Origin of the sequence: Bacillus sp. DHT2 (assembly GCF_026241455.1) — a bacterium.
GTDB classification, from domain to species: domain Bacteria; phylum Bacillota; class Bacilli; order Bacillales; family Bacillaceae_G; genus Bacillus_A; species Bacillus_A pseudomycoides.
In genome coordinates this window covers 16,804-30,414 of record NZ_JAPHWH010000018.1, presented here as the reverse complement: position 1 = coordinate 30,414, position 13,611 = coordinate 16,804, and the positions used below count along the sequence as shown (strand labels likewise).

The window sequence follows — 13,611 nt, the reverse complement described above, 5'->3', positions numbered from 1 at the left end:
GAGGAGAAATCATGAAGAAAGTTTGGGCGCTTTGCTGGTTAGAGTTAAAACAAATTTTAATTAAGCCACAAAGCTATACACTCATGTTCGGAATGCCGATTATTTTCACACTCATTTTTGGCGGACTTTTAGGTGGAAGTGGAAACGAGAAAGTAAATATTAGTTTAGTAGACCAAGATGGATCTACATTATCCAACTCCTATTATGAGGAAATAAAGAAAAGTGATTTAATTTCTATAGAAAAGGTAACGTATGAGGAAGCGAAACAAAAAATCGAAAATAAGAAGTCCTCAGGTATTGTGACAATTCCAAAAGAATTTCAAAAGAGTATGACGGACGGGAAGATAGAGAAGGTTAAATTCCAATCAAGTGCTGATTTCACGGGAGGAGCCTCTGTAGAACAAGTATTACAAAGTGCAATGAAAAAGATGGAAATAGAAGTAGCGGCAGCAAAGGATTCAGAGAAAAAAGGAGGAATGTCCTGGGAAAAGCTGTATGAAACGATTCATACAAAGGTAGAACCAGTTTCACTTCAAAAGGAATCCATTGTACCTGGGGAGAAAAAGCTGAATAACGTAACAGGGCGAGCAGCAGGGTTTTCTATTCTTTTTGTAATGATTGTGATGCTAAGTGCGACAGGAACAATTTTAAAATCAAGACAACTTGGCGTTTGGTATCGTTTATTAGGAACGCCTGTTTCAAAGGCTCAAATACTTGGGGGATATATACTTTCCTTCTTTTTAATTGGATGGATTCAATTTGGAACTTTAATGGTATTAACGAATGTTTTGTTCGATGTACAGTGGGGAAATCTACTAGGGATAATCATACTTGTTTCAGTGTTATTGTTAGCGGTCATTGGTTTAGCACTATTATTAGCAAGTATTGTGAAAACAACGGAGCAGCAGTCAGCTTTAGGTAATATCGTTGTTATTTCAACTTGCATGATTAGTGGGCTGTATTGGCCAATTGAAATAGAACCAGAATGGATGCAAACCGCAGCGAACTTTGTTCCTCAAACTTGGGCAATGCGCGGGTTTACCGAATTGATTGCAAGAGGAGGGACATTGGCAGATATAGCAGGATATATTGGTATACTTATGTTATTTGCTGGTGTATTCTTTATAATCGGTTTAACAAGAATACGTTATGATTGAAAAAAGAAAGCAGAGTCTACAGCTTCGCCCGCTGAACTCTGCTTTCTTTTTGTGTATCGTCTTCCCCTATAGAAATAGCAATCGCAATTCCAAGCATAAAGAGAAATGCTAAAAAGAGGACGAACCTTGGGAAGAACGGAAATAGTAGTAATGCCCCGACGATCATGAGTGTTAATGCAACATAGTGCAGAACATATTGGAATAGTTTGTCCATATTTTCGCCCCCCTTTTTGGTAGTTTGTTAGCATTCTATGCTCGTCCACTGAATAATAGAATTATTTTTTTAATCGTTTCTTCATAGTAAAAATAATAGTAAAGTTGTGTCTGCAGATAATGCGAGAATACAAGGATTACAGGAAGGTAATTATAATGGAATATTGTTAAGTCTACCTAAATTAAAAATCCAGCAATAGCTTTTATAAAAATCTTGAAATATTTAAATAGAAATAATTGACAGAATATAACGAACAATATAAGCTAATAACCATAAAGTCTAGCGGAAAGGTCGGAATAAAATTATTACCCCTCTAAACATCTATTTTTTTGTATTTAAAACTGACTTTTCCGATGGGTTATAAAATGTTGCTGTGGGAGGCATATATAAGGCAAGCAGTTCATAAGGTGTAATTATTAAAAAAAGTTAGGGTGGGGACAATGAAGAAAAAGACAAAAAAATGGGCTGGTGTGTTTTCTGTTTTACTGAGTAGTTCGCTTGTGTTATCAGCTTGTGGGGGACAAGAGGATAAGGCTTCGACAGAGCCGGCGAAACAGCAGGATGTGAAAGATTTAAAAATAGAGAAGGTTGCAGCGACAGATAAATCAAAAAATCCTGAGAAAGCGAAGCAGAGAAAAGATACACTTATTTTAGGGATTTCAAAACCTGGTGGTGTGTTCTTACCTTATTTCCAAGAGAATGGTTGGGACGGTAACGTAACATCAGTTATATTTGCGTCTCTTGTATCAACAGATAAGCAAGGGAAACCAGTTCCAGAGCTTGCAGAGAAATGGGATGTATCTTCTGATCAATTGAAGTATACGTTTCACTTACGAAAAGATTTAAAATTTAGTGATGGTTCACCGTTAACAGCAGATGATGTAGCATTTACATTAACATTGCTACATGATAAGGCTTATGAGGGTGGTACAGATATTTTACAATATGCAATTAAAGGTGGAAAAGATTATAAAGAAGGAAAAGCTACATCGATTGAAGGGATTAAAGTTGTTAATCCGCAAACAATTGAAATTACGACGGAAAAAGTAAACTCACAAGCGTTAGTAAACTTGGGAGGACCTGTCTTATCTAAGGCTTATTATGGAAAAGATTATAAGCAAAATACTAGCTTAAACTATTTAAAAGATTTATATGGTAAACCAATGGCAGCAGGGCCTTATAAATTTGAAAAGTATGTCCCAGGTCAAGAAGTAAGATTTGTAGCAAATGAACATTATTATGCTGGTAAGCCAAAAGTTAAAAACTTTATTTATAAAATTACAACACCTGACACGAATTTCCAGTTATTCCAAACAGGAGAAACGGACTATGATGGGTTTGCTGCGAATAATGACAATATTGAACAATTAAAGAGCTTAGGCTTTGCTAATTTCAATATTGAAACAGTGAGCTCATACTCATTCGTTTACTTTAATAATAAGAAGCCATACTTAAAAGATAAAAAAGTACGGCAAGCGCTTATTTACGGATTAGATCGTAAAAAATATGTAGATACATACTTCCAAGGAAATGCTTCTGTTGCGAATATACCGATTTCACCAACATCATGGGCATATGATGATAAGGGTATAAATCAATACGAATACAATGTAGAGAAAGCAAAAAAATTGTTAGATGAAGCTGGTTGGAAAGTTGGATCTGATGGTATTCGTGAAAAAGACGGGCAGAAATTAAAGTTGAGTTATTATGCGGCAAGTGGAAGAAAGCAAGAAGAGGTGTTTATACCAATTGCGAAAGAGAATTATAAGGCGTTAGGTGTGGAATTTAATCCAGAAATCATGGACTTTAATACACTTGTTTCGAAAGTTGGAAAGTTTGATTATGATTTAGCAGCTGTTGCAACATCGATCATTTCTGATCCGAGTGAACCTGTAGGTGAGTTTGAATCTACGCATCCAGATAATTCAGCGGGTTATAGTAACCCAAAAGTGGATGAATTAATTAAAAAAGGTATTGAAACAGTTGATATTGAAAAAAGAAAACCTATTTATAAAGAATTATATAAAGAATTAAGCGATGATCCCCCTGTCATTTTATTAAATTACCGTAAAAGTATTTCAGCACACAATGCACGTGTAAAAGGAATTAATCCAGAAAAATACGATAGCATTAGTTCAAACTTACCTGTTTTATCTATTGAACAATAGAGATAAGTAATTAATGAATAGAAGACGTTTTTTCATACAGTTGTTAGTTCTTGCTGTTTTGAAAAAATGTTCTTCTATTTTTAAGTAACTATGATTGGGGAGACAAAAGGTGAAAACATATCTCATTCGTAGGTTTCTACAAATGATTCCTACTTTGTTTGGTACATCTATTATTATTTTTTTCTTATTTGCTCTTCTGCCGGGAGATTATGTTGATTCGAATCCAAAGTTAACGCCAGAACGTGCACAGGAATTAAGAGAATTGTATGGATTAAATAAACCTATTATAGAAAGATACTTTCATTGGCTAGGTAATGCGCTACATGGTGATTTTGGTTTCTCGCTGCAATACCAAGAGCCTGTTACATCATTACTTAATAAATTTATTTGGAATACCTTTATTGTTGCTGTTGCAGCTTTATTTTTTACTTGGATCATTGCACTTATTGTGGGTGTTATTTCAGCAACAAAGCAACATTCATGGTTTGACGCACTTGTAACAATCGGTGTTTTTGCAGCGATGTCATTCCCATCATTCTTTATCGGTCTATTTTTAATTAAAGTATTTGCTGTTGATCTTCATTTATTACCGATTGGTGGGATGATTGATATAGGAAGTAATTCGACGGGTTTTACGTACATATTGGAAGTACTAAGGCACATGATTTTACCGGTATTTATTTTAACACTCCTTGGTGTCGGCTCATTGACTCGTTATTTTAGAACGAGCATGCTTGAGGTCGTAAGACAGGATTATATCCGTACTGCACGTGCAAAAGGATTGAAAGAAAAAGCCGTTATTTATAAACATGCACTAAAAAATGCGATTTTACCAGCAATCACATTACTTGCGTTTGAATTGCCGGGATTGTTCTCTGGTGCAATTATTATTGAACAAATTTTTAACTGGCCAGGAATTGGGACCATTCAATTAGAAGCGTTAAGTTTTCGGGATTATACGGTATTAATGGCATTTACAATGTTTCTCTCTTGCCTAACAATTATCGCAAACTTTTTAGCAGACATCGTTTATGCGATTGTCGATCCGCGTATTCGATTAAAGTAAGGAGGGAGAAAGATGGAGACTATTGTAACGGTAAAGAAGAAAGAAAAGAGAAAAGGAAATTTGACTTCGCCATGGCGACAAGCATTTACTAGAATTAAGAAAAATAAATTAGCACTATTTGGATTTTATACTTTGATTTTTATGTTTGTATTTTGTTTTATTGGACCATTTTTTTCACCATATGTTTCTGGAACAATTCAAGTAACACAAATTAATAAACCACCAAACTTTTCACATTGGCTTGGCACAGATCAATTGGGAAGAGATATTTTAACGAGATTAATGCAAGCTGGCCGGATTTCATTAACAATTGGTTTAGCTTCGATGCTACTATCCGTCATACTCGGTGCATTATTAGGAGCTATCTCTGGTTTTTATCGTGGTATTGTAGATCATATTATTATGCGTATTGCAGACGTGTTAATGTCTATTCCGGGATTACCATTACTTATCATTATGGGTGCTATCTTATCAGAATGGAAACTTCCATCTGAATATCGACTTTATGTTGTTATGATCATGTTAAGTTTGATTGGATGGCCGGGACTTGCACGTCTGGTACGAGGACAAATTTTAACACTTCGAGAACAATCATTTATGCAAGCTGCTGATGTATTAGGATTAAAGGATTACCGGAAGATTTTACATCATTTAATTCCGAATGTATTCCCTTTATTAATTGTTGTGGCAACGTTAGGTGTAGCGGGAGCTATTTTAAGTGAATCAGCATTAAGTTATTTAGGTCTTGGGGTTGTTCCACCTACGCCATCATGGGGAAATATGATTAGTGCAGCAAACTCATTAATTGATTTCCAAAAACGTCCATGGTTATGGATACCGCCTGGTTTTGCGATTTTTATAACAGTTGTATCAATTAACTTACTTGGTGATGCACTTCGTGATGCATTAGATCCAAAAATGAAGCGGTAGGTGAGGAATCATGAGTAAAGCAGTAATAGAACTAAAAGATTTACAAACACACTTTCATACGGAAGAAGGTACAGTAAAAGCTGTGAATCATGTTAGCTTTTCTGTACGAGAAGGTGAAACAGTTTGTGTAGTGGGAGAATCAGGTTGTGGGAAAAGTGTAACGGCTTTATCTATTATGGGACTTATTGCGGAATCTGGCGGCATTGTTGGTGGTGATATTCTTTATGAAGGCCAAAGCCTTTTGGGGATGAAAGAGAAAGAACTCCGAAGTTTAAGAGGAAATGATATCGCGATGATTTTTCAAGAACCAATGACATCTCTTAACCCAGTTTTTACTGTTGGAGAACAAATTGTTGAGACGTTAAGAGAGCATGAGCTCCTTAGTAAAAGTGAAGCATATAAAAAAGCTATTGAATTAATTCGTAAGGTTGGTATTGCACGTTCTGATGAAATTGTTCATTCGTATCCCCATGAGCTAAGCGGTGGGATGTTGCAACGGATCATGATTGCGATTGCACTGAGTTGTAACCCTAAATTACTAATTGCTGATGAGCCCACAACAGCACTAGATGTTACAATTCAGGCACAAATACTAGATTTATTAAGACAGGTAAAAGAAGAATTTAAAACATCTATTTTATTAATTACACATGATTTAGGTGTTGTAGCAGAAATGGCAGATTATGTTGTTGTAATGTATGGTGGCAAAGTCATTGAAGAAGCACCTGTACTGGAGCTATTCCAAAATCCTAAACACCCATATACAAAAGGATTATTAAAATCAAAGCCGGTAATGGGGAAACGAACAGATAAACTTTATTCGATTCCGGGGCAAGTTCCAAACTTAGTTGGTTTAGATGAATTTTGCTACTTTAGCGGTCGCTGTGAACGTTGCATGGATATATGTAAGAATGAGGCGCCAGGCCTTGGAGTGCATGAAGATCATCATAAAGTAGCTTGCTGGTTATATGAGGAGCGTGCAGAGCAATGAGTGAACCTTTATTAGAAGTGAAGAATTTAAAAACGCATTTTCCGATTAAGGGCGGCGTATTTGGTAGAACGATTGGGCATGTAAAAGCAGTAGACGGAGTAAGCTTTACGATTAATAAAGGTGAAGTGTTTGGTCTAGTAGGTGAATCTGGAAGTGGAAAAACGACAATTGGTAAAACTATTCTTCGTCTCGTTCAAAAAACAGAAGGTGAAGTGAAATTTAAAGGGCAAGATGTTCATACGTTATCGAAAGAGGAATTACGAAAGTATCGTCCTAATATGCAACTTGTATTCCAAGACCCGTTTAGTTCATTGAATCCACGGATGAGAATTGGAGAAGCACTTGGTGAACCAATGCTAGCACATGGCTTAGCTACGAAAGAGAATGTTCGTGAAAAAGTGTTAGAAGTATTAGAACTATGTGGTTTAGCACCATATCATATTGATCGTTATCCGCATGAGTTTTCGGGAGGACAACGCCAGCGTATTGTTATTGCAAGGGCGATGGTATTAAATCCAGAATTTATTGTTGCTGATGAACCTGTTGCAGCATTAGATGTATCTATTCAAGCGCAAATTATAAACTTGTTCAGTGAATTACAAGCGAAAAAAGGTTTATCCTATTTATTTATTTCACATGATTTAAGTGTTGTCGAACATTTATGTACAAAAATTGGAATTATGTATTTAGGGACAATTGTGGAAACAGCTCCCCGTGACAAGTTGTTTGCAAATCCGCTTCATCCATATACGAAAGCGCTGTTATCAGCTGTACCAATTCCTGATCCCACTGTTAAGCGAGAACGAATTATTTTGCAAGGTGATATTCCAAGTCCAGCGAATCCACCTTCAGGCTGCCGCTTTCATACACGTTGCCCGTTTGCAACGGATATTTGTAAGCAAGCTGTACCAGAATTTCGTGATGTTGGGGAAGGGCATCTCGTTGCTTGTCATCATGTGTAAAAGAAAAAGGGCTCTTTCAAATATGAAAGAGTCCTTTTTTATTTGCTTGAGGATGGTTGTTTTAGTACATACTGTTCAATTGCATGAGCAACACCATGCTCGTCATTTGTTAATGTAACAACATCACATAATTTCTTTACATCTTCTTCAGCATTCCCCATAGCAACAGATAGGCCAGCTACCTCTAGCATTGGTACATCGTTAAAGTTGTCTCCAATGGCAATCGTATCTTGAATTGGAATATTGAAATAAGACGCCATTTCTTGTAATCCATTTCCTTTATGACCATACTTGTCCATAATTTCTAAATTTGTCGGAGCTGATGCTGTAACCATAATTTCTTTATCTTCTTGTAAAGACTGTAGTAGTTGTGAGCGATGCTCTGCGTCAAACGTCAAAATAAAGAATTTCGAGATTTCTAACTCTGGATTATTTACGACATCTTCGATTTTTTGGAAATCAGTAATTAAGTTCGCTTTTTTTTGCTTCTCTGTAATTCGTTTCAGTTCTTCAATTGTGACATCAAGTGCATGCTTATTTTCTTCGAATGCATGCATTACTTTTTCATTCCAATTATAAGGAGAATAAACTCCTTTATTTGTGTACAATTTATATGGAAATCCTTCAGATTCTAGTAATTTAGCAAGCTTGTATACTTTAGCATTTTGTAAACAACGTGCGTTAATTACTTTTCCATCAACGTAAACAATTGCCCCATTGCTTGCTCCAACTGGAAGTGATAATTGATACTCTTCCAATAGTTTTAAAGCATCTTCTTTTGCACGACCAGAGCAAATCATTACAACATGACCGGCTGCTTTAGCATCACGAATAGCTTGTAAATTTTCCTTGGAGATTTCAAGATTAGATGATAGTAGTGTACCATCCATATCTAGTGCGATTAATTTCAAACTGACCACCTCTTTGTTTTTTATTATACATAGTTATCTTGAGGAAACATATAAACTTATCTTGGGCTTTATGGAAATGTTAATGAGACAAACTTTAAAATGATTCCGAAAGAGTATGATGAGGGAGCAAAATTGAAAAGGTGCTCGTTCTACTACGTTTTATTTCGATTTGTAACTCCAATGTTACATTAATGTTACAAGTGTGTATGTGTTGTAAACCGCTGTATAAAGGGGTTTATAAAAAAATATTAATAATATCGTAAAAAAAATGTAATAAATTTTATGTATTTATATTGCAGTATGAAAAAACTTATGTTACATTAATGTTACAAACGTTACACAAGTTAATTTAATGTAACGTTAAGATAAAAACTATGAATTAATCATTTCTTGGAAATTACATATAAATATCTATTAATAAGGAGAGAGTAAATATGAAAATCGAACAAGTATTACAAGTAACAAAAATGGACTTCTTAGGATCAGCAGGTGGAGCAGCAGTATTAACAGCATTGATCGTACTTCTTTCTAACGTTTTAGTATAATAGAAATTTTGTATGAGCAGTAGAACGGATCGTATCACATAAAAAAAAGTTATAAGTTGAAGGGAGAATGGGAAACATGGAAAACAAACAAGTATTACAAGTAACAAAAATGGATTTCTTAGGATCAGCAGGTGGAGCAGCGGTACTAACAGCATTAATCGTACTTCTTTCTAACGTTTTAGTATAATAGAAACTTTGTGCAAGCAGTAGAACGGACAGTACCAAATAAAAATAAAGTTATGAATTGAAGGGAGAATGGGAAGCATGGAAAACAAAGAAGTATTACAACTAACAAAAATGGACTTATTAGGATCAGCAGGAGCAGCAACAGCATTAACAGCATTCATCGTATTCCTTTCAAGTGTATTAGTATAATAGAAGTTTTGTACAAGTAATAGAGCAGAATGAAGATTGCAAAATAAAGCTGAAAGGGGAATGGGAAACATGGAAAACAAAGAAGTATTACAATTAACAAAAATGGACTTATTAGGATCAGCAGGAGCAGCAACAGTATTAACAGCATTAATCGTATTTCTTTCAAGTGTATTAGTATAATAGAAGTTTTGTACAAGTAATAGAGCAGAATGAAGATTGCAAAATAAAGCTGAAAGGAGAATGGGGAATATGGAAAACAAAGAAGTATTACAAGTAACAAAAATGGATTTATTAGTATCGGCGAGTGGAGCAGCAGTATTAACAGCGCTCATTGTATTCCTTACAAATGTATTAGTATAATGAATATAGAGAAACAGAATTACCTATATCTTATTAAGACAATTATCCTAAAAAAATAAAGGCCCTAACGTATTATAGATGTTTAATATGTTAGGGTCTTTTTGTTTTTGAGGTAATAAAGAGACATACTACCAGCTTTGATTATGTTGTTTTAAATAGAAAAAAGTCGAATTTTATATGGGAGAAAAAAAGAGGGATTTGACAGAAAAGATAGAAAACTTTAAAAGTTAGAAATTTGTTAGCTTGCTAACTAATTTTTTTATTGGTAGATGGAAGCGTTTTCGGATGGTTCTAAGTATGTAACATTCAATTTATTTACAGGGGGATGAGGAATTTATGAAACAAAAATCTATGGATACGTTAGCTGCACAAATGGAGGATTTCTTTCCGGTACGTGATGTCGATCATTTAGAATTTTATGTAGGAAATGCAAAGCAATCAAGTTATTACCTTGCAAGAGCGTTTGGATTTAAAATTGTTGCCTATTCGGGATTAGAAACAGGGAATCGTGAAAAAGTATCTTATGTTCTCGTGCAAAAAAACATGCGTTTTGTTGTGTCTGGGACTTTAAATAGTGATAGCCGTATTGCAGAATTTGTAAAGATCCATGGTGACGGAGTGAAAGACGTAGCTTTACTTGTTGATGATGTTGAGAAAGCATACTCAGAGGCTGTAAAACGAGGTGCGGTTGCGATTGCTCCACCTGAAGAGTTAACAGATGAACAAGGAACATTAAAAAAAGCAGTAATCGGTACGTATGGCGATACAATCCATACGCTAGTAGAGCGTAAAAATTATAAAGGAACATTTATGCCTGGTTATGAGAAGATTGATTTTGATATTCCGAGTGACGAATCAGGTTTAATTGCTGTAGACCATGTTGTTGGTAACGTTGAAAAAATGGAAGAGTGGGTTAGCTATTACGAAAACGTTATGGGCTTTAAACAAATGATTCATTTTGATGATGATGATATTAGCACGGAGTATTCCGCGCTAATGTCAAAAGTTATGACAAATGGAAGCCGTATTAAGTTTCCAATTAATGAACCGGCAGATGGAAAGCGAAAATCACAAATTCAAGAGTACTTAGAGTTTTATAACGGTGCAGGTGTACAGCATCTTGCATTGTTGACAAATGATATTGTGAAAACGGTTGAAGCGCTTCGTTCAAACGGAGTTGAATTTTTAGATACACCAGATACGTATTATGAAGAGTTAACAGCACGCGTTGGGAAAATCGATGAAGAAATTGATAAGCTAAAAGAGCTTAAGATTCTTGTGGATCGTGATGATGAAGGGTACTTGCTACAAATTTTCACAAAGCCAATTGTAGATCGCCCAACATTATTTATCGAAATTATTCAGCGTAAAGGTTCTCGGGGATTCGGAGAAGGAAACTTTAAAGCTCTATTCGAATCAATTGAAAGAGAGCAAGAACGACGCGGAAATCTATAAAAATTTACTTATCAGTGGGGGCTGTGTCTCCCACTGATTAAAGTTTCATTTTGTATAAATAGTGAGGAGGAAAATTGATGAGATTGATTACATTTCGTCTTCCTTCAGGAGAGATGCGAGCTGGTTGGCTGGAAGGTGACAAAGTAATTGATATGAATATAGCAAGTAATGGCACTCTTCCTTCATCTATGCTTGCTTTTTTAGAGAAAGCAGATGAGTATGTAGAAATAGCCCATGGTATTCGAAAACCAACAAGTGGCATGTACGCTTTGGAAGATGTGCAGCTTTGTGCAGCCATCCCAAACCCAGGTAGTATTCGTGACTTTTATGCATTTGAGCAACATGTCAAAACGGCTCGTGTACGTCGTGGATTAGATGTTGTTCCAGAGTGGTATGATATTCCGGCTTTTTATTTTACAAATCACCGTGCTGTCATCGGGCCAGAAGTTACAGTTTCTTGTCCGAAACAAACTCAAAAGCTTGACTATGAGTTAGAAATCGCTTGTGTTATTGGGAAAGAGGGAAGAAATATTTCGCGTGAACAAGCAGAAGAATATATTTTCGGTTATTGTATTATGAATGACTGGAGCGCAAGAGATTTGCAAGCTGAGGAAATGAAAGTAGGGCTTGGTCCGGCAAAAGGAAAGGACTTTGCTACTTCATTAGGAGCTTATCTTGTTACAAAAGAGGAGTTAGATGTTTATCGCACTGGTGAACGTTATAACTTGGAAATGACTGCCCATGTGAACGGGGAGCTTTTGTCTAAAGGGAATTTCCGAGATATTTACTATACGTTTGCAGAAATGATAGAACGTGCTTCGCAAGATGTTACGTTATATCCAGGAGATGTAATTGGTTCTGGCACGGTTGGCACTGGTTGTATTTTAGAACTTGGTACAGAAAAGTGGTTACAAGATGGTGACGTTGTAGAACTTACGATCACTGGACTAGGTACATTGCGTAACACAGTGAAAAAAGAAACGAAAGCGGGTGATGGGCATGTATTATCGTCACATGGGGGAGCTTCCTCATAAACGACATGTACAATTTCGTAAAGAAGATGGATCACTTTATCGTGAACAGGTGATGGGAACGAAAGGTTTCTCTGGTACACAATCTATTTTGTATCATCATTATATGCCAACTGAAGTAGGACATGCTGCGTTAGCGCATTCTTGTCAGTTACAGTATGAAGAAGATGTGGCGCTTGCTCATCGTCATTTTCGCACGAAAGAGAATAGAAAAACTGGAGATGCGCTAAGTGGGAGGAATTTTATATTAGGAAATGAAGATTTATTAATTGGTGTTGTTAATCCGACAGAAAAAATGGATTATTTTTATCGTAATGGTGATGGAGATGAAATGTTATTCGTTCATTATGGAACTGGGAAAATTGAGACAATGTTTGGAACGATTCATTACCGGAAAGGTGATTATGTAACGATTCCAATCGGAACAATTTACCGAGTTATTCCAGATGAAGGAGAGTCTAAGTTCCTTGTTGTAGAAGCGAATAGCCAAATTACAACACCGCGTCGTTATCGTAATGAGTATGGTCAATTATTAGAACATAGCCCTTTCTGTGAAAGAGACATTCGAGGGCCGGAAAAATTAGAGACATATGATGACAAAGGCGAGTTTGTTGTCATGACAAAGTCGAGAGGTTATATGCATAAACATGTTATGGGACATCATCCTTTAGATGTTGTCGGATGGGATGGATATTTATATCCTTGGGTCTTTAATGTAGAAGATTTTGAACCGATTACAGGCCGTATTCATCAGCCACCGCCAGTTCATCAAACTTTTGAAGGTCATAACTTTGTTATTTGTTCTTTTGTGCCGCGTTTATATGATTATCATCCGGAAGCAATTCCAGCACCGTATTATCATAGTAACGTAAATAGTGATGAAGTTCTTTATTATGTAGAAGGGAACTTTATGAGCAGAAAAGGTGTAGAAGAAGGTTCAATTACACTCCATCCGAGTGGTATTCCACATGGGCCGCATCCCGGGAAAACAGAAGCAAGCTTAGGGAAAAAAGAAACAATTGAATTAGCGGTTATGATCGATACGTTCCGTCCGCTCCGTATTGTGAAACAAGCGCATGAAACGGAAGATGAGAAGTATATGTATAGCTGGATTGAAGAAGGTTCATATACTAAATAAAGTGAAACTTCCATCAGGGGAGGCTCACTGCTCGTAAATAGCGAGATAAAAGAAAGAGGCATGCTCATAAAATGATTATGCCTCTTTCTTTGGTTGGAATCGACAATTTATAGAATATCAAAAATAATTATAAAAAGATATAGGGATATAGTTATATGTATTGTTTGTATATTATTTATCTTTTTATGTCGAATTACGAATTTAATATGGTTAAAAACCTAAATAATGGAAATAATTGTGTGTTGATTGCATTTTATTCTACTAGCTGATGAGATGTTTTTCTGCTTATTTCGACAAAAGTATTGACT

16 protein-coding genes and 1 pseudogene are annotated in these 13,611 nt (G+C 35.8%); 15 read left to right on the top strand and 2 right to left on the bottom strand.

Translation table 11 applies throughout. From position 1 onward, the window contains the following. The first annotated feature begins 11 nt into the window (after positions 1–11). On the top strand, positions 12–1,157 hold the full coding sequence (locus ORL93_RS27190) for an ABC transporter permease (RefSeq protein WP_018782008.1): 1,146 nt from the start codon (positions 12–14) through the stop codon (positions 1,155–1,157). Between the two features lie 16 nt (positions 1,158–1,173). On the opposite strand, the gene ORL93_RS27185 is transcribed toward ORL93_RS27190, so the two are convergent. After that, the gene (locus ORL93_RS27185) at positions 1,174–1,371 is read right to left on the bottom strand and encodes a hypothetical protein (protein ID WP_018767142.1); all 198 of its coding nucleotides are present in this window, start codon (positions 1,369–1,371) and stop codon (positions 1,174–1,176) included. Positions 1,372–1,462: 91 nt separating this feature from the next. Between ORL93_RS27185 and ORL93_RS27180 the strand changes: the two are divergent. The 6 genes and pseudogenes from ORL93_RS27180 to ORL93_RS27155 form a co-directional block, all read left to right on the top strand. Continuing rightward, positions 1,463–1,570, top strand: a pseudogene (locus ORL93_RS27180) (oligopeptide-binding protein oppA); the annotation flags it as partial. Between the two features lie 241 nt (positions 1,571–1,811). After that, positions 1,812–3,539 carry an ABC transporter substrate-binding protein gene (locus ORL93_RS27175; RefSeq protein ID WP_033795824.1) on the top strand — a complete coding sequence of 576 codons (1,728 nt, stop codon included), beginning with the start codon at positions 1,812–1,814 and terminating at the stop codon, positions 3,537–3,539. A 109-nt stretch (positions 3,540–3,648) separates the two neighbouring features. Next, positions 3,649–4,605, top strand: a complete 957-nt coding sequence (locus ORL93_RS27170) for an ABC transporter permease (protein WP_018767140.1) — start codon at positions 3,649–3,651, stop codon at positions 4,603–4,605. Positions 4,606–4,617: 12 nt separating this feature from the next. Then, entirely contained in the window at positions 4,618–5,535 is a 918-nt protein-coding gene (opp4C, locus tag ORL93_RS27165) for an oligopeptide ABC transporter permease (RefSeq protein WP_018782010.1), read from the top strand. 10 nt (positions 5,536–5,545) lie between these two features. Beyond that, entirely contained in the window at positions 5,546–6,526 is a 981-nt protein-coding gene (locus ORL93_RS27160) for an ABC transporter ATP-binding protein (RefSeq protein WP_006093147.1), read from the top strand. Further along, complete coding sequence (locus ORL93_RS27155; protein WP_018782011.1) at positions 6,523–7,488, top strand: ABC transporter ATP-binding protein; 966 nt, start codon at positions 6,523–6,525, stop codon at positions 7,486–7,488. The genes ORL93_RS27160 and ORL93_RS27155 overlap by 4 nt, the downstream gene beginning before the upstream one ends. A gap of 38 nt (positions 7,489–7,526) precedes the next feature. Here the strand turns inward: ORL93_RS27155 and ORL93_RS27150 are convergent, their stop codons facing one another. Continuing rightward, entirely contained in the window at positions 7,527–8,399 is an 873-nt protein-coding gene (locus ORL93_RS27150; RefSeq protein ID WP_369124022.1) for a Cof-type HAD-IIB family hydrolase, read from the bottom strand. A 434-nt stretch (positions 8,400–8,833) separates the two neighbouring features. Between ORL93_RS27150 and ORL93_RS27145 the strand changes: the two genes are divergently transcribed. The 8 genes from ORL93_RS27145 to ORL93_RS27110 all read left to right on the top strand — a co-directional run bounded on the left by ORL93_RS27145 (position 8,834) and on the right by ORL93_RS27110 (position 13,303). After that, entirely contained in the window at positions 8,834–8,944 is a 111-nt protein-coding gene (locus ORL93_RS27145) for a DUF3948 family protein (RefSeq protein WP_018782013.1), read from the top strand. 76 nt (positions 8,945–9,020) lie between these two features. Continuing rightward, positions 9,021–9,131: a DUF3948 family protein gene (locus ORL93_RS27140; protein ID WP_018782014.1), complete on the top strand. Its 111-nt coding sequence runs from the start codon at positions 9,021–9,023 to the stop codon at positions 9,129–9,131. 77 nt (positions 9,132–9,208) lie between these two features. Beyond that, positions 9,209–9,319 carry a DUF3948 family protein gene (locus ORL93_RS27135; protein ID WP_033797748.1) on the top strand — a complete coding sequence of 37 codons (111 nt, stop codon included), beginning with the start codon at positions 9,209–9,211 and terminating at the stop codon, positions 9,317–9,319. A 69-nt stretch (positions 9,320–9,388) separates the two neighbouring features. Then, complete coding sequence (locus ORL93_RS27130; RefSeq protein ID WP_016117022.1) at positions 9,389–9,499, top strand: DUF3948 family protein; 111 nt, start codon at positions 9,389–9,391, stop codon at positions 9,497–9,499. A 69-nt stretch (positions 9,500–9,568) separates the two neighbouring features. Next, entirely contained in the window at positions 9,569–9,679 is a 111-nt protein-coding gene (locus ORL93_RS27125) for a DUF3948 family protein (RefSeq protein WP_016117023.1), read from the top strand. A gap of 336 nt (positions 9,680–10,015) precedes the next feature. After that, positions 10,016–11,134: a 4-hydroxyphenylpyruvate dioxygenase gene (hppD, locus tag ORL93_RS27120; RefSeq protein ID WP_003205593.1), complete on the top strand. Its 1,119-nt coding sequence runs from the start codon at positions 10,016–10,018 to the stop codon at positions 11,132–11,134. 77 nt (positions 11,135–11,211) lie between these two features. Continuing rightward, on the top strand, positions 11,212–12,168 hold the full coding sequence (locus tag ORL93_RS27115; RefSeq protein ID WP_265959976.1) for a fumarylacetoacetate hydrolase family protein: 957 nt from the start codon (positions 11,212–11,214) through the stop codon (positions 12,166–12,168). Continuing rightward, positions 12,134–13,303, top strand: a complete 1,170-nt coding sequence (locus ORL93_RS27110; RefSeq protein ID WP_098017824.1) for a homogentisate 1,2-dioxygenase — start codon at positions 12,134–12,136, stop codon at positions 13,301–13,303. The genes ORL93_RS27115 and ORL93_RS27110 overlap by 35 nt, the downstream gene beginning before the upstream one ends. The last annotated feature ends 308 nt before the right edge of the window (positions 13,304–13,611 follow it).